Origin of the sequence: Streptomyces sp. NPDC056452 (assembly GCF_042796085.1) — a bacterium.
GTDB lineage: Bacteria > Actinomycetota > Actinomycetes > Streptomycetales > Streptomycetaceae > Streptomyces.
Genome location: NZ_JBHTRI010000005.1, coordinates 19652 through 38321 on the forward strand (window position 1 = coordinate 19652; position 18670 = coordinate 38321).

Consider the following 18670-nt stretch of genomic DNA (forward strand, 5'->3'; position numbering starts at 1 on the left):
CTAGGAGGTGAGGTGAGGACGGAGGGAAGGGGTGCGGGTGCCGGGCTCACGCGGTCGTCGTGGCCAGGCGCTGGATGGCGGCCATCGGAACCGGCAGCCAGTCGGGGCGGTGCCGGGCCTCGTACAGCACCTCGTACACCGCCTTGTCGGTCTCATGGGCGCGCAGCAGTTCCGGCTCGCTGCGCGGATCGGTTCCCGAGCCCCGTGCGTAGCCCTCGCAGTACGCGGCGCGGCAGCGGGCGGCCCACTCCGGATTCCACGGGCGGTGCGAGCGGGCCGCGTAGTCGAAGGAGCGGAGCATCCCCGCGACATCGCGCACCGGGGGCTGCGGGCTGCGGCGCTCCGGCAGCGGCTTGGCCGGTTCGCCCTCGAAGTCGATCAGTGACCAGAAACCGTCGGGCCCGCGCAGTGTCTGGCCCAGATGCAGATCACCGTGGACCCGCTGGGCGGCCCAGCTGCGGCCCGTGTGCCCCAGGGCGGTGACGGCGTCGAAGGCGGTACGCAGACCCGGTACGTAGGGCACGAGTGCCGGAACCGCCTGCGCGGCCGCCTCCAGCCGCTCGACCATCCCCGCCACCAGGTGCCTGGTCTGCGCGTGGGCGAGAGCGGGTGTCGGCAGAGCGGCGGCCAGCGCCGTGTGCACCTCCGCCGTGGCCCTGCCCAGCGCATGCGCCTCGGGCACGAAGTCGCACCCCGCGCCGAGTGACGCGAGGGCGAGCTGCCATCCGTCCTGCGCACCGCGCAGGAACGGCTGCAGCACCCCGAGGGTGAGCTGCTCCCCGGTGGCCGTGTCGGGCGTCGACGCCTCGAACCACGCGACCGGAGCCGGCACCCGCCCGCAGCCCTCACGGCTGAGCGCGAGCGGCAGCTCCAGATCGGGGTTCGCGCCGGGGAAGACCCGGCGGAAGATCTTCAGGATGTAGGCGTCGCCGTAGACGAGCGAGGAGTTGGACTGCTCGGTGTCCAGGAAACGGGGAGCGAGCCCCGAGGGGATCGGTGCCGCCCGGTCGAAGCGGAGCGGACCGAGGGTCCCGGGGCGACGGAGCCGTTCCAGCAGGAGATCGGCGACGCGCGGGTCGTGCAGCCCTTCGTACAGGGTGCGTCCCGCCAGCGGGCCGTCCGTGACCTGGCCGATCCGGGCCGCGGCCAGCCGCGTGGGCAGGGCGGTGCGTACGCCGAGCAGGAGTTGGTAGCAGTCGCCGTGCGCCTGGGCGGCCGTGTCCGGCTGGTGGGCCCGGACGAGCAGATGAAGCAGTCCGGGGCCCGCACCGGCGGTGTCCAGAGGCAGTATCTCGGTCGCCGCCACGAGGGAGAAGCCGGTGACCGGCCGTCCCTTGCCCGCGAACCACCGCTGCCGGGGGAGCCATTCGTGGAGCAGGGGCGTGAGCGACGGGAGAAGCGCCGTCGTCCGCGTGTTCGTTCTTCTCTTTGCGATTCTCGCTGTGCTCTTGGCCAGGGCGACTCGAGTGGATGCAGCCTCCGACATGGCATCGCGTCCTTTCCCCGGGCACACCACAGGATGCGAAGAGTGTCCCGGATTGCGGCAATGGCTGTCCGGCTGTGCGGGACGTGTCGGGTGAGGAAAGTCCGTACGGACTCGACAGAAGGGCCCGAAGGGCTCCAGGAGCCCGGAAGAGCTCGATATGTGGGGAGAGTGCCCCGTGCGGGGCGGCGGAAACCGCCCCGCGGGTGGCGCCCGAAAGTGAGACGCCGTCAACTGTCCGTCAGATCCGGTCAGCCGACCGGAGCTTCCTTCCGCAGCCGGAACCAGTAGAAACCGTGCCCCGCGAGAGTCAGCAGGTAGGGCCACTGACCGACGGCCGGGAAGCGCACCCCGCCGATCAGCTCCACCGGATGACGCCCGTTGAACGCCCGCAGATCGAGCTCCGTGGGCTGCGCGAACCGGGAGAAGTTGTGGACGCACAGCACGAGATCGTCCTTGTACTCCCGGGTGAAGGCGAGCACGGCGGGATTCGACGACGGCAGTTCGCTGTACGAGCCGAGGCCGAAGGCCGGATTCTGCTTGCGGATCTCGATCATCCGCCGCGTCCAGTGCAGCAGCGACGAGGGCGAGGCCATCGCCGCCTCGACATTGGTGACCTGGTAGCCGTAGACCGGGTCCATGATCGTGGGGAGGTAGAGCCGTCCCGGGTCGCTCGAGGAGAATCCGGCGTTGCGGTCGGGCGTCCACTGCATCGGCGTGCGTACGGCGTCGCGGTCGCCCAGCCAGATGTTGTCGCCCATCCCGATCTCGTCCCCGTAGTAGAGGATCGGGGAGCCGGGCAGGGACAGGAGCAGCGCCGTGAACAGCTCGATCTGGTTGCGGTCGTTGTCCAGGAGGGGCGCGAGGCGGCGGCGGATGCCGATGTTGGCCCGCATCCGCGGATCCTTGGCGTACTCCGCGTACATGTAGTCGCGCTCTTCGTCCGTGACCATCTCGAGCGTGAGCTCGTCGTGGTTGCGCAGGAAGATGCCCCACTGGCAGCCGGACGGGATCGCCGGGGTCTTCGCCAGGATTTCCGAGACCGGGTAGCGGCTCTCGCGCCGTACGGCCATGAAGATCCGCGGCATGACCGGGAAGTGGAACGCCATGTGGCACTCGTCGCCGCCGGCCGGGAAGTCGCCGAAGTAGTCGACGACGTCCTCGGGCCACTGGTTGGCCTCGGCCAGCAGCACCGTGTCCGGGTAGTTGGCGTCGATCTCCTTGCGGACCCGCTTGAGGAATCCGTGGGTCTCGGGGAGGTTCTCGCAGTTGGTGCCCTCACGCTGGTAGAGGTACGGCACCGCGTCGACGCGGAAGCCGTCGATGCCGAGGTCCAGCCAGAAGCGGAGAGCGGAGATGATCTCTTCCTGCACCGCCGGGTTCTCGTAGTTGAGATCGGGCTGGTGCGAGAAGAACCGGTGCCAGTAGTACTGCTTGCGCACCGGGTCGAAGGTCCAGTTGGACGTCTCGGTGTCGACGAAGATGATCCGCGCGTCCGGGAACTGCTTGTCGTCGTCGGCCCAGACGTAGTAGTCGCCGTACGGCCCGTCCGGGTCCGTGCGGGACTGCTGGAACCAGTCGTGCTGGTCGCTCGTGTGGTTCATGACGAAGTCGATGATCACGCGCATGCCGCGCTGGTGCGAGGCGTCGACGAACTCCACGAAGTCGGCGAGGTCGCCGAACTCCGGGAGTACCGCGGTGTAGTCGGAGACGTCGTAACCACCGTCGCGCAGCGGTGACTTGAAGAACGGCGGCAGCCAGAGGCAGTCGACACCGAGCCACTGCAGGTAGTCCAGCTTGGCGGTGAGACCCTTGAGGTCGCCGACGCCGTCGCCGTTGGAGTCCTGGAAGGACCGGACGAGTACCTCGTAGAAGACGGCGCGCTTGAACCAGTCGGGATCGCGGTCCTTGGCGGGAGTGTCCTCGAACAGGTCGTGGACGGGCTCATTGACGATCATGGTGTGGGTGACCCTCCGGTCGGCGGGGACGGTCGCAGAACGACGACGTGCGCGGGTGTCACACCCGGCTCCAGACGCACATAGAAAGTCCTGCCCCAGTGATAGGTGGCGCCGGTGAGCTCGTCGCGCACCGGCACGCTCTCGTGCCGGTCGAGGCCGAGACGCGGCATGTCCAACGAGACCGTGGCCTCCTGGGTGTGGTGAGGGTCGAGGTTGACGACCACCAGAACGATGTTCGAACCGCAGCGCTTGCTGTAAGCGATCAGCGCCTCGTTGTCGACGGAGTGGAAGTGCACGTCGCGCAGTTGCTGGAGCGCCGGGTGGCGACGCCGGATGCGGTTGAGGGAGGTGATCAGGGGTGCCAGCGAGCGGCCCTCACGTTCCGCCGACTCCCAGTCCCTGACCTTGAGTTGGTACTTCTCCGAGTCCTGGTACTCCTCGCTCCCGGGATGCACCGGGGTGTTCTCGCACAGCTCGAAGCCCGCGTACACGCCCCAGGAGGGGGACAGGGTCGCGGCGAGCACGGCCCTCGCCTCGAAGGCCGGACGGCCGCCGTCCTGGAGGTAACCGGGAAGAATGTCGGGGGTGTTCACGAAGAAGTTGGGCCGCATGTACGAGGAACTCTCGCCCGAAAGCTCCTGGACGTACTCGGTGAGTTCCTGCTTGCTGTTACGCCAGGTGAAGTACGTGTACGACTGCTGGAAGCCCACCGCGGCCAGCGTGCGCATCATCGCGGGGCGGGTGAAGGCCTCGGCCAGGAAGATCACGTCGGGATCGGTGCGGTTGATGTCGGCGATCACCTTCTCCCAGAAGATGACCGGTTTGGTGTGCGGATTGTCCACGCGGAAGATCCGAACACCGTGGTCCATCCAGAAGCGCAGGATGCGCACGGTCTCCGCGACGATGCCGCCCAGGTCCTTGTCGAAGGCGATCGGGTAGATGTCCTGGTACTTCTTCGGCGGGTTCTCGGCGTAGGCGATGGACCCGTCGGGCCGGTGGTGGAACCACTCGGGGTGCTCCGCCACCCAGGGGTGGTCCGGGGAGCACTGGAGCGCGAAGTCCAGCGCGATCTCCATCCGCAGGGTGCGGGCCGTCTCGACGAAGTGGTCGAAGTCCTCGAGGGTGCCGAGCTCGGGGTGCACGGCGTCGTGACCGCCCTCGGCCGAACCGATGGCCCAGGGCACACCGGGGTCGTCGGCCGCGGGGGAGAGGCTGTTGTTGGGGCCCTTGCGGTGAGAGGTGCCGATGGGGTGGATCGGGGGGAGGTAGACGACGTCGAACCCCATGGCGGCGACGGCCGGAAGCCGCTCCGCGGCGGTACGGAAGGTGCCGCTGATGATCCGGGGAGGCCGCGGAGGGAGCTCCGCCTTCACCACCGCGCGCTTCTTCGAAGCCGCGGAGGTCGCGGAAGCCGCAGCGGCGCCGGAGGCCGCAGAGCTCGCGGCGGCCTTGGAGGCCTTCGTGGCGCGTGGCTTGCGGGCGGGCTTCGCGGGGGCGGCCGGCTCCGGCCTCGCGCCCTCGGACCGCGGGAACAGCTCGTACCAGGAGCCGTACAGGGCGCGCCTGCGCTCGACGGTCAGGGGCATCGGGCGGGAGGCGGTGACCAGCTCGCGCAGGGGATGACGGCCGAGCGCCTCGCCCACCTCGGGGGTGAGGGCGGCGGCGAGCCGGGAGGCCACCGGCCGCTTCGTGTCGCGCAGGGCGTCGACGGCGGCCAGAACCGCCTCGCGCCCGTCCCGCTTCGGTACGCCGGCGGCGGCCCGTTCGTACAGCTCGGCCCCCTCCGCGAGGACCAGCTCGGTGTCGATACCGGCGGGGATCTTGATCTGCGCAGCTCCGCGCCAGGTGGTGACCGGATCGCTCCACGCCTCGACGGTGTAGGTCCAGTGGCCCTCGGTGGACGGGGTGACATCGGCACCCCAGCGGTCCGTGCCGGGAGCGAGCTCGCGCATCGGCGTCCAGGGGCCGGGCCGTCCGCTCGGATCGGCGAGGACGACGTTGGCGGCCACCGCGTCATGGCCTTCACGGAAGACGGTGGCGCTGACCTGGAAGGTCTCACCTGCGACGGCTTTGGCCGGCCGTCTGCCGCAGTCGACGAGAGGACGGACGTCCAGGACGGGAATGCGACCGATCATGGAATCACCTGGGGGCTGGAGCTCGGCATGCGCGGGGCGCGGCGTGGGCGTGAAGGGCTGACCGCGCGCGCCGCGATGGTGGGGTTGCGTCCTTTGTAGCTGCTCAGTTGTCGGCTGGCGGGCTGTGTGCATGGCCGCTCCTGTCCGCGTTCACTCGAATGGCACTCGAATGGCAGGTGCGCGGGGGATTCGTGCTCGGATCGGGGGCACCTGGGATGTGCTGCGCGAGCCGTGTCGGGCTGAGTACCGGGGAAGCCTTCCCACCGTTTTCGGGCGGCCAACCCGACGGCGTGTTAACTCCTGGGTGCACTCGGTGCACGCGCTGTGTGCCGCGCGCCGGTCCCCGGCCGGCGCGTGGACGCACCACCGCAGCCTTCCCTGTGGTGCGAAGTGCCACAAGGTCGCGCGACGGGGGGAAATCAGCCATATCGCCCGTGACGGATGTGTGCGCATCTGGCCCATGCGGCCACCGGGGCCGATGAGGTGCCCGGGACCCCCGGGACGGACGTGGCTCCCGGGGGGCCGGGGGAGGGCGCACACGGTGCAACAGCCGGGCCGGGGGCGGTCGTGCCGACCGGGGCCGGACCCACTGAGCCGGTCGCGCGCCGTGGTTGCGTACGGCGGCGCGCCGCTACCGTCGAGGGTGACGGAGAGGACGCACACCGTGGTGCGTCCCCTCGGATCCGTACGTCCCCTGTAAAGGTGGGATACGTGAAGGCCATTCGTCGATTCACCGTGCGTCCCGTCCTCCCCGAACCCCTGCAACCGCTCAGCGACCTCGCCCGCAACCTGCGCTGGTCCTGGCACACCGAGACCCAGAACCTCTTCCAGGCCGCCGACCCGGAGGGCTGGCGGCCCGCGGACGCCGACCCCGTGCGCCTGCTGGGCGCCGTGTCCGCCGGACGCCTCGCCGAGCTCGCCGGGGACCAGCAGTTCCTGCGGCGGCTCACCGAGGTGTCCGAGGACCTCCGGGAGTACCTGGACGGCCCGAGGTGGTATCAGAACCAGCTCTCCCAGGGCGCGGAGCTCCCTGCCGCCGTCGCCTACTTCTCACCCGAGTTCGGGGTCACCGCGGCTCTGCCCCAGTACTCGGGCGGGCTCGGCATCCTGGCCGGGGACCATCTCAAGGCCGCCAGCGACCTGGGCGTCCCGCTCATCGGAGTCGGGCTGCTGTACCGGCACGGCTACTTCCGCCAGAGCCTGTCCCGGGACGGCTGGCAGCAGGAGCACTATCCCGTCCTCGACCCCAACGAACTGCCGCTCACTCTCGTACGGGAGGCGGACGGCACCCCCAGCCGGGTGGTGCTCGCCCTCCCCGGCGGGCGCTCGCTGTACGCCTCGATCTGGCAGGCCCAGGTCGGCCGCGTCCCCCTGCTGCTGCTCGACTCCGACGTGGAGGAGAACGCGCCGGGCGAGCGCGATGTCACCGACCGGCTGTACGGCGGAGGCAGCGACCACCGCCTCCTCCAGGAGATGCTGCTCGGCATCGGCGGCGTACGCGCCGTGCGGACCTACTGCCGGCTGACCGGGCACGCCGCCCCCGAGGTGTTCCACACCAACGAGGGTCACGCCGGATTCCTCGGCCTCGAGCGGATCCGTGAGCTCTCCGAGACCGGCCTCGACTTCGACCCCGCCCTGGAAGTGGTGCGGGCCGGGACGGTCTTCACCACGCACACCCCGGTGCCCGCCGGGATAGACCGATTCGAACGCCAGCTGGTCGCACGGCACTTCGGTGACGACGGTGAACTGCCGGGCGTCGGCGTCGACCGGATCCTCCGGCTCGGCATGGAGACCTACAACGGCGGCGAGCCGGGCCTCTTCAACATGGCGGTGATGGGACTGCGGCTCGCCCAGCGGGCGAACGGCGTCTCCACCCTGCACGGGGCCGTCAGCCGGGAGATGTTCTCCGGACTCTGGCCGGGATTCGACCCCGCCGAGGTGCCGATCACCTCGGTGACCAACGGGGTGCACGCGCCGACGTGGGTCGCGCCCGAGGTGCTCCGGCTCGGCGCCAGGAAGTTCGGCACCGAACGTGCGGAGAACGCGCTGGCGGGCGCTGAGGTCGGCGAGACGGCAGGCGTCGGCAGCGAAGAGGGCGGCCGGGCCGGGACCCCCAGACGCTGGGACGCCGTGACCAACGTCCCGGACCGGGAGATCTGGGACCTGCGCCGCGGGCTGCGCGAGCAGCTCGTGACCGAGGTGCGCAAACGCCTCTACGCCTCCTGGCGCAGGCGCGGCGCGGGCACGGCCGAGCTGGGCTGGATCGACGACGTGCTCGATCCGGACGTGCTGACGATCGGCTTCGCCCGCCGGGTGCCCTCGTACAAGCGCCTCACGCTCATGCTGCACGACCGCGACCGGCTGCGGGAGCTGCTGCTCCATCCGACGCACCCGATCCAGATCGTCGTCGCGGGCAAGGCGCACCCCGCGGACGACGGCGGGAAGCGGCTGGTCCAGGAACTGGTGCGGTTCTCGGACGACCCGCGGGTGCGCCATCGCATCGTCTTCCTGCCGGACTACGGCATGGGCATGGCGCAGAAGCTCTACCCGGGCTGCGACGTCTGGCTCAACAACCCGCTGCGCCCGCTGGAGGCGTGCGGCACCAGCGGGATGAAGGCGGCGCTCAACGGCTGCCTCAACCTCTCCGTACGCGACGGCTGGTGGGACGAGTGGTTCGAGCCGGACTTCGGGTGGGCGATCCCCACCGCCGACGGCTCCGCCACGAACGAGGAGCGGCGCGACGAGCTGGAGGCCAACGCCCTCTACTCGCTGATCGAGGAGCGGGTCGCCCCGCGCTTCTACGACCGCAACGCCGAGGATCTGCCCGAGCGGTGGATCGAGATGGTCCGCCGCACCCTGGTGACCCTGGGGCCCAAGGTTCTCGCGGGACGCATGGTGCGTGAGTACGTGGAGCGGCTGTACGCCCCGGCCGCCCAGGCACGCAAGGCACTGGATCCCGCGGCGGCGCGGCAGCTCGCCGACTGGAAGGCCAGGATCCACGCGGCCTGGCCCCAGGTGGCCGTCGACCATGTGGAGGCCTCGGCCGACGCCGTCGTCGGTGGCTCGGCGGAGCTGGGGTCGACCCTGGCGCTCCGGGTCCGGATCGCCCTGGGCGGTCTCGATCCGGACGACGTGGAGGTGCAGGTGGTCGCCGGGCGGGTCGACTCCGGCGACGCGATCGCGGAGGCCCAGACCTTCCCGCTGAAGCCCGCGGGCGGTCACGATCTGGAGGACCGCTGGCTGTACGAGGGCCCGCTCGCGCTCGACCGCACGGGGCCGTACGGCTACACCGTGCGGGTCCTTCCCTCGCACCCCCTGCTCGCCTCGGGTGCGGAGCTCGGACTGGTCGCGGTGCCGAACGCGGCGACGGGCGAGGACGGGGGCGGCGTACTGCTTCGCTGACGGTTCGTCACGTCCGGTGGCCCGGCACCCGTGCGGTGCCGGGCCCTGCCGTTCCCGCGGGACGCGCCCTGCGCCCTCCGTCCGGCTCGGCGGGTCGCCGGCCCCTGGCCCGCCTTGTAGATGGCCGTGACACCGGCAGGGGTGCAATCACCGTGATCTGGCTAACATGACAGCGTCGGCAGATGCTGGAGTTGCTTCCGGAGTCACCGTCGAGACATCAAGGCGTCCCCGGACGCGACTGGAGGTCAGCACGGTGAACGGCGGCGAAAGCCGAGCGAGACGCCTGAGCCGTCGACTGGCCGCACAGGGCATCGCCTCCCGGAGGCTGCACGTCCGCCCCGCGAGCACCGTCGGCCCGCTGCGGGGCGACCGTTTCACCACAGCTGCCCGGCTGCGCTGGCTCCATGCGGCAAGCACGCGGATCGGGACCTCCCTCGACCTGGAACGGACCGCGCAGGAGCTGGCCGAGTTCAGCGTCCCCCGGCTGGCCGACGGGGCGGCCGTCGACCTCCTGGAGTCCGTGCTCCTGGGCGAGGAGGGTGAGCGCGTCACCGGCGCGGGGGTGCCGGTCACCCGGGCCATGGCGGTCAAGGCCGTCGAGTCGCTGTCAGGTCTTGAACCCTCCCCGGTCGGCAAGGTGGTCGACCGCAGGCACTACCGCGAGACGCTGCTGACGCTCCACTGTCTGCGCAACCGCCAGTCGGTACTGGTCAGCCGGATGACCGAGGAGGACTACCAGCGCGTCGCGCCGACGGCGAGTGCCGCGGTGGCGATGCGGCGCCAGGGCGTCCACAGTTACATGGCGGTGCCGTTGATCGCCCGCGGCGTACTGCTCGGATCCGCCGACTTCGTACGCGCCGGTGACAGCCCGCCCTTCAACCGGGCCGATGTGGAACTGGCGGGACAGCTCGCCGCCATGGCCGCGGTCTTCATGGACAACGCCCGGCTCTACGGACGCGAGCGCGAGCACGTCGTCTCGCTCCAGCGCAGCCTGCTCCCGCGCGCCACGCCGCACACCCCCGGACTGAAGGTCCACGCGCAGTACGTGCCCGCCTTCGACGCGCACGGTGTGGGCGGCGACTGGTACGACGTGGTGGCGCTGCCCAGCGGGCGCACGGCGCTGGTCGTCGGCGACGTGACCGGGCACGGTCTGCCCGCGGCGGTCACCATGGGGCGGCTGCGCACCGTCGCCCGTACGCTCATGACGCTGGACATCGAGCCCGACCGGGTCCTCGCCCGGCTGGATCTGGCCACCCGCGACCTCGAGGACGACCAGGTCGCCACCTGTCTGTGCGCGGTCTACGACCCGGCGGACTCCACGTACACCATCGCGAGCGCGGGCCATCCGCCGCCGCTGCTGGTCGGCTCGGACGGGGTCCCCCGCTTCCTGGACGTGCCGGTCGGCGCGCCGCTGGGCGCCGGGGTCATCCCGTACGACCCGCTGCGGCTGCGCGGGCCGGCGGGCAGCCGGCTGGTGCTCTACACCGACGGCTTGATCAAGACGCGCGTAGATGACGTGGACACCCAGCTGGAGGGGCTGCGCGCCACGGTCGCCGCGATGGCGCCCGAGCAGCTCGACGACGGCAGCCTGCTCACCTCGCTGCGGGCGGCCGACGGCCGCTTCGACGAGGCGGTGCTGCTCGTCGCGGGCGGCCACGAGCTGTCCGAGGACGTCAGGCTGCAGGTGTGGGACCTTCCCACCGACGGCAACCCCGCCTCCACCGCCCGGAAGCTCGTCACCGAGCAGCTGTCGCGGTGGAGCCTCACCGAGCTCGCGGACGTCACCGAACTGGTCGTCAGCGAGCTGGTCGGCAACGCCCTGCGGTACGGCGGCGGCCCCGGCAAGCTGCGGTTGCTGTGCGACGACCGGCTCCGGGTGGAGGTCTCCGACACGGGTCCCGACCTGCCGCAGATCCAGCACGCCGATGTGAGCGACGAGGGCGGCCGCGGGCTGCAGCTCATCAACCTGCTGTGCCGACGGTGGGGTTCGTGCCGCACGGCGACCGGCAAGGTCGTCTGGGCGGAGCAGAACCTCCCCCGCTGAGGGCTGTCCCGCAGGCCCTCCGCCGCACGGCCCCGCGCTGTCCGGCGCCGCCCCTGCGCCGCCCCGGGTTGTTCGTTTCCTGAACGCGATGTCTTGACGTGTGCATGCGATGGCTTTACGTTCCTCACTCATCGCGGTTCACAACTCGGCTCAACGTTCACCTACATGAACCGAGTTGGTGGAACACCTCCCACCGGAAGGCACCCCACATGCGTACCGGCACCATCGCTCGCGTCATCGGCACCGCCGCCGCCCTGGCCGCACTGATCGCCACGGCCTTCACGGCCCCCGCCGGGGCAGCCCCCGACCGGGCCTCGACAGCGGCCGCGCCGGCCGCCTTCACCCACCCCGGCGTCCTGGTCAGCCGCCCCCAGCTCGACTTCGTACGCGCGAAGGTCCAGGCGGGCGCCCAGCCCTGGAAGGGGGCGTACGACCAGATGCTGGCAAGCAAGTACGCCTCGCTCACCCGTACGGCCAAGCCCCGCGCGGTCGTGGAGTGCGGCTCGTACTCCAACCCCAACTACGGCTGCACCGACGAGCGTGAGGACGCGATAGCCGCGTACACCCTCTCGCTGGCCTGGTACATCAGCCAGGACAGCCGGTACGCCCAGAAGGCGATCCAGATCATGGACGCCTGGTCGAACGTGATCACGGACCACACCAACAGCAACGCACCCCTGCAGACCGGCTGGGCCGGCTCCTCCTGGCCGCGCGCCGCCGAGATCATCAAGTACACCTACAGCAGCTGGCCGAACTCCGGCCGCTTCGGCACGATGCTGCGCAACGTGTACCTGCCCGAGGTGACCAACGGCTCGCACAGCAACGGCAACTGGGAACTGTCCATGACCGAGGCCGCCATCGGCATCGCGGTCTTCCTGGAGGACCGCGCCGCGTACGACAAGGCCGTGACCAAGTTCCGCGGGCGTGTGCCGGCGTACATCTATGTGACCGCGGACGGCTCGCTGCCGAAAGCCGCGCCCGGCAGCGGTCTCGACACCCGGGACGAGATCATCGGGTACTGGCAGGGGCAGTCGACCTTCATGGACGGCCTCTCCCAGGAGACCTGCCGCGACCTCACCCACACCGGCTACGGACTCTCCGCCATCTCCCACATCGCCGAGACCAGCCGCATCCAGGGCCAGGACCTCTACCCCGAGGTCGCCGACCGGCTGCGTCACGCGCTCGGCCTGCACGCCAAGTACCAGCTGGGCACGGCGGTTCCGTCCTCGCTGTGCGGCGGTTCGCTCAAGGACAGCCTGGGCCCCGTCACGGAGGTCGGGTTCAACGCCCTGCACAACCGCATGGGCTACGCGATGTCGAACACCCAGACCCTCACCGAGCGGCAGCGGCCCGCCGCGTCGAACAACCTGTTCGTGGCCTGGGAGACCCTGACCCACGCCGACAACCCCAGCTGAGACAGCGGAAGCCGGCGGCACGCACGACGGCCCGGGAGGAGCGATGCTCTCCCGGGCCGTCCCGCGTACGTCAGTTGCTCAGTCGCTGCTGTTCTGCGGCAGCAGGTGCCTGCTCACCTGGTCAGAAGGTCAGCTTGACGCTGTTGAAGGTCCCGGTGTCGCCCGAGTAGGCGTCCTGGATCTTCAGGTTCCACGTGCCGTTCGCCACCTCGGACGAGGCGTTGACCGTGTAGGTCGCCACCACGTTGTCCGCGGAGTCGCTCGAGGAGGAGTTCTTCAGCCGGTAGGCCGTACCGTCCGGGGCGACCAGGTCGAGGACGAGGTCACCGCGGTAGGTGTGGGTGATGTTGACCGCGACCGAGAGGTCGCTCGGGGCATTGCCCGTGACGCCCGTGACGACGACGGGGATGTTGTTGGTGCTCCGGTCGGCGAGTGCCTTGACGGTCGTGTTCTGGAAGACCGTGCCGCCCGGGTCGGGGTCGCCGCCGCCGGGGCGGGCTCCCACGTTGATGCCGGCCCACGCATGGGCGACCGCGGCGTACTCGGTGCTCGTCGTGCCGTAGAGCTCACCGGCCACGGCGAGGGTGCCGGTGCGGGCGGCCGCGTAGTTGGTCGTCGAGGTGAACTTGGTGGTGAGCGCCTTGAACCAGATCTGCGCGGCCTTGTCGCGGCCGATGCCCGTCACCGGAAGGCCGTCGGAGGTCGGGGAGTTGTACGAGACCCCGTTGACGGTCTTGGCCCCGCTGCCCTCGGAGAGCAGGTAGAACCAGTGGTTCGCCGGGCCCGAGGAGTAGTGGACGTCGACCGAGCCGATGCCCGAGTACCACGCGTCCTTGGACGCGCCGTCCTTGCTCGGCTTGTCCATGTAGCGCAGCGGGGTGCCGTCGCCGTTGATGTCGATCTTCTCGCCGACGAGGTAGTCGCCGGGGTCCTCCGCGGTGTTGGAGTAGAACTCGACCGCGGCGGCGAAGATGTCACTGGTCGCCTCGTTCAGGCCGCCGGACTCGCCGCTGTAGTTGAGGCCCGCGGTGTTGGAGGTGACGCCGTGCGTCATCTCGTGGGCGGCCACGTCGAGGGAGGTCAGAGGTGCTGCGTTGCCGCTGCCGTCCCCGTACGTCATGCAGAAGCAGCTGTCGGACCAGAAGGCGTTGACGTAGTTGTTGCCGTAGTGGACGCGGGAGTACGCACCGACGCCGTCACCCCGGATGCCGGTGCGGCCGTGGATGTTCTTGTAGTAGTCCCACGTCTCGGCCGCACCGTAGTGGGCGTCGGCGCCGGCGGTCTCGAGGTTCGACGGGCTGCCGTTGCCCCAGATGTCGTCGGTGCCGGAGAACAGGGTCCCGGTGCCCGACGTGCCGCGGTTCAGGTTGTACGTCTTGTGGTTGCCGCGGGTCGCGTCGGTGAGGTTGTACGAGCCCGAGGTGCCGAGCGTCACCTGACCGCTGTACTGGGTGTTGCCGGTGCCCGTCTCGATGGCCTGCCACTCGTAGAGCTTGGCACCGGAGGAGGCGTCGGTGATGACGTGCAGCTCGTTCGGGGTGCCGTCGTGCTGGAGGCCGCCGACGACGGTCTCGTACGCGAGCTGAGGTGTGCCGCTCGCCGTCCAGACCACCTTGCGCGGGGCCTTGCTGGCCTCGGCCTTCTTCGAGCCCTCGGCCTGTGCCGCGGTCAGGGCCTGCTTCTCGGCGGCGGCGGGCGCGATGTCCGCCGTGGTGCCGACCGCCTTCAGCTGGGCACCGGTGGCCTTGGACGCCTTGGTGACGCCCTCGGTCTTCCCGGCCTTCGTCTCGGCCACGACCAGGTCGCCACCGAGGACGGGGAGGCCGTCGAGGGTGCGCTCGTAGCGGGTGTGCGTGGTGCCGTCGACGTCCTGGACGACATCGCGGACGACGAGCTTCTCCGTGGCGCCGAGGCCCAGCTCCTTGGCGGTGGCCGCCTTGGTGGAGTTGGCCTCGCGGAGGAGTTCGGCACGCTGGGCGGGGGAGAGCTTCGCGGGCAGCGAACCCGGGTCGGCGCCCTTGGCGGCGGCGGCCGAGGAAGCGGCGGCGTCGGGAGCGGCGGTGGCCGCGCCCGTCTGAACTCCGACGGCGAGGAGGGCTGCTGCCGTTATCAGAGCGCCGGTCGCGGTGGCACGACGGCTGGATCTGGATCTCACGCGGACTCCTTCTGCGAGGGGGGTGACGGCCGGGCTGGGTGAGCCGGCCGGGCAGAGCAGGCGGTGCGCAGAACGGGGGAAGAGTCCCAGCAGAAAGGGGTGTATGTCAGGACCGCGTCAACACATTGGCCGGAATTCGTCCGTTGCCGGAATGGTCATGTTCGTTAAGCGGACGTTTCGCCGTATGTCATCCGGGTGCCGTAAGGCGGGCGTCGGGACCGCCCGGGGCCAGAATTCGCAGGGTGAGTTGAGATTTCGTTCGAATTCATGGTGTTCGAACGACGGAGCGGCAAACGGACGATGACCACGTGCTGAGACGGCGCGGAACTGTGGCCAGTTCTGCGCCGTCCCTGGGCGGTCGCGCACCTACCCGCCGGTACTCCGTCAGGCCAGGCTCTCCCGCCACGCGCGGTGCAGCCCGGCGAACCTGCCGTCGGTGCCGATGAGTTCGGCCGGGCTTCCGTCCTCCACGATCCGGCCGTGCTCCATCACCAGCACCCGGTCCGCGATCTCCACGGTCGACAGGCGGTGTGCGATCACCACCGCCGTGCGGCCGTGCAGCACGGTGTCCATGGCGCGCTGCACCGCCCGCTCGCCGGGGATGTCGAGCGAGCTCGTCGCCTCGTCGAGGATCAGCACGGCGGGGTCCGCCAGCAACGCGCGTGCGAACGCGACCAGTTGACGCTGACCGGCCGAGATCCGGCCGCCCCGCTTGCGTACATCCGTGGCGTAGCCGTCGGGCAGGCCGCTGATGAAGTCGTGCGCACCGATGGCCTTGGCCGCTTGCTCGATCTCCTCGGGCGTCGCGTCCGGACGGCCGATCGCGATGTTCTCCGCGATCGTCCCCGAGAACAGGAACGCCTCCTGGGTCACCATCACCACGCCCCGCCGCAGCTCCGGGGTCGCCAGATCGCGCAGATCGGTGCCGTCCAGCAGGACCCGGCCCTCGGTCGGATCGTAGAAACGCGCCAGCAGCTTGGCGAGCGTCGACTTGCCCGCGCCCGTCGAACCGACCACGGCCACGGTCTGGCCCGCCGGAATCGTCAGACCGAAGCGCGGCAGGACCTCGCCGCCCGTCCGGTAGGCGAACCGCACCCCGTCGAACGTCACCTCACGGCCCGGGTACTCACCGGCGGGGGAGGGGAGCTCCTTCGGCGCGGCAGGCTCGGGAACGGTGGGAGTCTGAGCCAGCAGACCCGCGATCTTCTCCAGCGAGGCAGCAGCCGACTGGTAGGAGTTGAGGAACATCGCGAGCCGGTCGATCGGGTCGTACAGCCGCCGCAGATACAGCACCGCCGCGGCCAGCACCCCGAGCGCCAGAGTCCCCGACGCCACCCGGTAGGCACCCCACAGCACCATCGCGGCCACCGCCGTGTTGGCGACCAGCCGGGAACCGACGACGTAGCGGGCCATCTCCAGCAGCGCGTCCCCGTTCCGCCGCTCGTGGCGGCGGTTGAGCACCGAGAAGTCCGCGTCGTTGACCCGCTCCCTGCGGAAGGCCTGCACCGGCCGGATCCCGTTCATCGTCTCCGCGAACTTCACGATGACCGCGGCGATGGCAGAGGAACGCGCCGAGTAGGCCTGGGCCGCCCGGCGCCGGTACATCCGCACCAGCAGGTACAGGGGCAGGAAGGAGCCCACCGCGATCGCGCCGATACCGAGATCCAGCCACAGCAGCATCAACGAGATCGACACGAACGACAGGACCACACCGATGAGTTCCTGCAGCCCCTCGCTCAGCAGCTCGCGCAGGGACTCCACGTCCGTGGTCGAGCGCGAGATCAGCCGGCCGGAGGTGTAGCGCTCGTGGAAGTCCACGCTGAGCGCCTGTGCGTGGCGGAAGATCCGGCCGCGCAGATCGAGCAGCACGTCCTGGTTGATCCGCGCGGCGGCCCGGATGAACGCGTACTGCAGAGCCCCCGCGCCGACCGAGCACACGCCGTACCCCACGCCCACGGCGATCAGCGGCCCGTAGTCGTGGTCCCGGAACGCGGGCACGCCGCTGTCGATGGCGTACGCGACCAGCAGCGGCCCCGCCTGCACCGCGACCTGCTGGACCAGGAGCAGGAGGGACGCCACGACCACCCGGGCACGCAGGGGGCCGAGCAGCGAGGTCAGCAGGGCCCAGGTGGAACCCGGCGGCGCGGGAAGGGCGTCGCGGTCGAAGGCGTCCCCGGGGCCCGGCCGGTCCGGCTTCGTCCCGGACAGGTCCTCGTCGGCGAGGGCGGGGCCGTCGGTGGTGGCCGGTCCGTCGGCGGTGGCACTGGTCATCGCGAGCTGCCCTCCTCGGCAGTGAGTACACGGGCGTCGTCCTCGGCCCCGGACATCAGCCAGGCGTATTCGGCACTGGTGTGCAGAAGTTCCTGGTGGGTCCCGACGGCGCTGATCCGGCCGTCGGACAGCAGAGCCACCCGGTCGGCCAGCATCACCGTGGACGGCCGGTGCGCGACCACCACGGCCGTCGTCCCGTCGAGCACGCGCCGCAGTGCCGCCTCCACCAGTGCCTCCGTGTGCACGTCCAGCGCGGAGAGCGGATCGTCGAGCACCAGGAACCGTGGCTCGCCGACCACCGCGCGGGCCAGGGCGAGGCGCTGGCGCTGGCCGCCGGAGAGACTCAGGCCCTGCTCCCCGACCTGGGTGTCGACACCCTGCGGCAGGTCGTACACGAAGTCGGCCTGCGCCACCGAGAGCGCCCGGCGCAGCTCCTTCTCACCCGCACCGTCCGCGCCCATCAGTACGTTCTCCCCGACGGTCGCCGAGAAGAGCGTCGGCTCCTCGAACGCCACCGACACGAGCTCGCGCAGCCTGGGCCGATCCATGGTGGCGATGTCCTCACCGTCCAGCAGGATCCGCCCGCCGGAGACCTCGTGCAGCCGCGGGACGAGCGCCGTGAGCGTCGTCTTCCCCGACCCGGTCGCCCCCACCAGGGCCATCGTCTCGCCGGGCCGGACCCGCAGGTCGATCCGGGCCAGGACGGGTACGGAACCGGGCTCGGCATCCGGGTAGCGGAACTCGACCCCGTCGAAGACGATGCCCGCGCCGGCCCGCCCGGCCGCCGCGTCCGCGGCGGCCTCGTCCACTTCCTCGGCCACGTCCATGACCTCGAAGTAGCGGTCGGCGGCCGTCGCCGACTCCTGGCTCATCGCCAGCAGGAAGCCGATCGACTCGACCGGCCAGCGCAGTGCGAGCGCCGTCGACAGGAACGCGACCAGCGTCCCGGCGGACAGCTCGCCGTCCGCCACCTGGATCGTGCCGAGCACCAGTGCGGCACCGATCGCCAGCTCGGGGATGGCCGTGATGAGCGCCCAGATCCCCGCGAGCAGCCGGGCCTTGCCCAGCTCCGTACCGCGCAGCCGCTGCGCCAGTACGCGGAAGGCCTGCGCCTGGCTGCGGTTCCGGCCGAAACCCTTGACGATCCGGATGCCCAGCACGCTCTCCTCGACGACCGTCGTCAGATCACCGACCTGGTCCTGCGCCGAGCGCGCCACCAGCGCGTACTTCGTCTCGAAAAGGGAGCACAGGACCATCAGCGGCAGCGCGGGCGCCAGGAGCACCAGCCCGAGCGACCAGTCCTGGGCGAACAGGATGACGAAACCGGCCAGGATCGTGGTGGTGTTGACCAGCAGGAACGTCAGCGGGAAAGCCAGGAACATCCGCATCAGCATCAGATCCGTGGTCCCGCGCGAGAGCAGCTGACCCGAGGGCCAGCGGTCGTGGAAGGCCACCGGAAGCCGTTGCAGATGCCGGTAGAGATCGGCGCGCATCGACGCCTCGACCCCCGCCAGCGGCCGCGCCACGAGCCACCGCCGGAGCCCGAACAGCCCTGCCTCGGCGATCCCCAGCAACAGCAGGTAGAGCGCCCCCAGCCATACCCCGCCCGGGTCACGGTCCGCGACGGGACCGTCCACCATCCACTTCAGGACGAGGGGGATGACCAGGCCGAGACACGACGCCAGGACCGCCACCAGGGCAGCACTGAGCCAGCGCATCCGCACCGGCCGGACATAGGGCCACAGACGCATGAGGGAGCGCACGGCGGACCGGTCCGTGGGCTCTGCAGGTTTTTCGGGCATCAGGA

The 18670-nt window shown here is 70.6% G+C and carries 9 protein-coding genes; 3 read left to right on the forward strand and 6 right to left on the reverse strand.

Annotation, left to right across the window (positions count from 1 at the left end; all coding sequences use genetic code 11):
* Positions 1-46: 46 nt before the first annotated feature.
* The 3 genes from ACFQ6X_RS06610 to ACFQ6X_RS06620 all read right to left on the reverse strand — a co-directional run bounded on the left by ACFQ6X_RS06610 (position 47) and on the right by ACFQ6X_RS06620 (position 5576).
* Complete coding sequence (locus ACFQ6X_RS06610) at positions 47-1486, reverse strand: maltokinase (RefSeq protein WP_383176917.1); 1440 nt, start codon at positions 1484-1486, stop codon at positions 47-49.
* Between the two features lie 248 nt (positions 1487-1734).
* Positions 1735-3441 carry a maltose alpha-D-glucosyltransferase gene (treS, locus tag ACFQ6X_RS06615; RefSeq protein ID WP_329207214.1) on the reverse strand — a complete coding sequence of 569 codons (1707 nt, stop codon included), beginning with the start codon at positions 3439-3441 and terminating at the stop codon, positions 1735-1737.
* Positions 3438-5576, reverse strand: coding sequence for an alpha-1,4-glucan--maltose-1-phosphate maltosyltransferase (locus ACFQ6X_RS06620; protein ID WP_383176919.1), 2139 nt, complete (start codon positions 5574-5576; stop codon positions 3438-3440). The genes treS and ACFQ6X_RS06620 overlap by 4 nt, the downstream gene beginning before the upstream one ends.
* A gap of 711 nt (positions 5577-6287) precedes the next feature.
* Between ACFQ6X_RS06620 and glgP the strand changes: the two genes are divergently transcribed.
* The 3 genes from glgP (at position 6288) to ACFQ6X_RS06635 (ending at position 12437) form a co-directional block, all read left to right on the forward strand.
* Positions 6288-8978 (forward strand): alpha-glucan family phosphorylase, encoded by a 2691-nt coding sequence (gene glgP, locus ACFQ6X_RS06625; RefSeq protein WP_383176922.1) that lies wholly within the window; start codon positions 6288-6290, stop codon positions 8976-8978.
* Positions 8979-9231: 253 nt separating this feature from the next.
* Positions 9232-11022, forward strand: a complete 1791-nt coding sequence (locus ACFQ6X_RS06630) for a SpoIIE family protein phosphatase (RefSeq protein WP_383176925.1) — start codon at positions 9232-9234, stop codon at positions 11020-11022.
* 209 nt (positions 11023-11231) lie between these two features.
* Positions 11232-12437 carry an alginate lyase family protein gene (locus tag ACFQ6X_RS06635; protein WP_383176928.1) on the forward strand — a complete coding sequence of 402 codons (1206 nt, stop codon included), beginning with the start codon at positions 11232-11234 and terminating at the stop codon, positions 12435-12437.
* 121 nt (positions 12438-12558) lie between these two features.
* On the opposite strand, the gene ACFQ6X_RS06640 is transcribed toward ACFQ6X_RS06635, so the two are convergent.
* The 3 genes from ACFQ6X_RS06640 to ACFQ6X_RS06650 all read right to left on the reverse strand — a co-directional run bounded on the left by ACFQ6X_RS06640 (position 12559) and on the right by ACFQ6X_RS06650 (position 18665).
* Positions 12559-14592, reverse strand: a complete 2034-nt coding sequence (locus ACFQ6X_RS06640) for a M4 family metallopeptidase (RefSeq protein WP_383176931.1) — start codon at positions 14590-14592, stop codon at positions 12559-12561.
* 384 nt (positions 14593-14976) lie between these two features.
* Positions 14977-16863: an ABC transporter ATP-binding protein gene (locus ACFQ6X_RS06645; RefSeq protein WP_383176934.1), complete on the reverse strand. Its 1887-nt coding sequence runs from the start codon at positions 16861-16863 to the stop codon at positions 14977-14979.
* Complete coding sequence (locus ACFQ6X_RS06650) at positions 16860-18665, reverse strand: ABC transporter ATP-binding protein (protein WP_383176937.1); 1806 nt, start codon at positions 18663-18665, stop codon at positions 16860-16862. Before ACFQ6X_RS06650 ends, ACFQ6X_RS06645 begins: the two co-directional genes overlap by 4 nt.
* Between the last annotated feature and the right edge of the window lie 5 nt (positions 18666-18670).